Annotated in this window: 1 protein-coding gene; it reads right to left on the minus strand. The window is 70.1% G+C overall.

Translation table 11 applies throughout. The features are described from left to right. The coding region (locus JCM9942_RS17565; RefSeq protein ID WP_157723084.1) for a serine hydrolase domain-containing protein at positions 1-635 on the minus strand (635 nt) is incomplete at both ends.

Consider the following 635-nt stretch of genomic DNA (forward strand, 5'->3'; position numbering starts at 1 on the left):
TGCCGGTGCCGGGCCGGTCATGGGCGCGGTGGCCGTAGACCGAGCGCGCGGCGAGAGCGGCATCCCAGCCGTAGCTGCTGGCGGTCATGCCGGCCGGTCCGAACAGGCGCGCCTGCATCGATTCGTCCAGGCTTTCCCCGGTCAGCGTCTCCACCACCAGTTGCAGCCAGAAGAACGCCTCGCCCGAGTAGCCGATGCGCGTGCCCGGCTTGAAGGCGGGTGTCAGTGTTTGCTGCGCCGGCCGTGTGCGCCAGTTGGGCAGGCCGCTGGAGTGGCGCAGCACATCGCGCGCGGTGATCAGCGCGACCCACGGCGAATCGGACAGATAGTCCGGCCGGCGGTACTGCACCAGCGGCCGGTCGAGATCGATCAGCCCCTGATCGGACAGCTGCAGCACCAGATAGGCGAATACCGGCTTGCTGAGCGAGGCGTTCTCGAACAGGGTCTCGGCGGTGACCGGCGCCTGCGTCAGGGCATGGGTCACGCCCAGCGTGCGGCTCCAGACCGGTTTGCCCCCTTCGATAACGGCAATGCCGAGCCCGGGCACCGCGAACGCGGCCATCAGGCGCGGCAGCGCCGCCAGGAACTCATCGGAAGGAATCCACGGCCCCGTGTCGGCCCGGCACTGCGCGCCG

The organism is Stenotrophomonas pictorum JCM 9942, assembly GCF_001310775.1.
Taxonomy (GTDB): Bacteria; Pseudomonadota; Gammaproteobacteria; order Xanthomonadales; family Xanthomonadaceae; genus Stenotrophomonas; species Stenotrophomonas pictorum.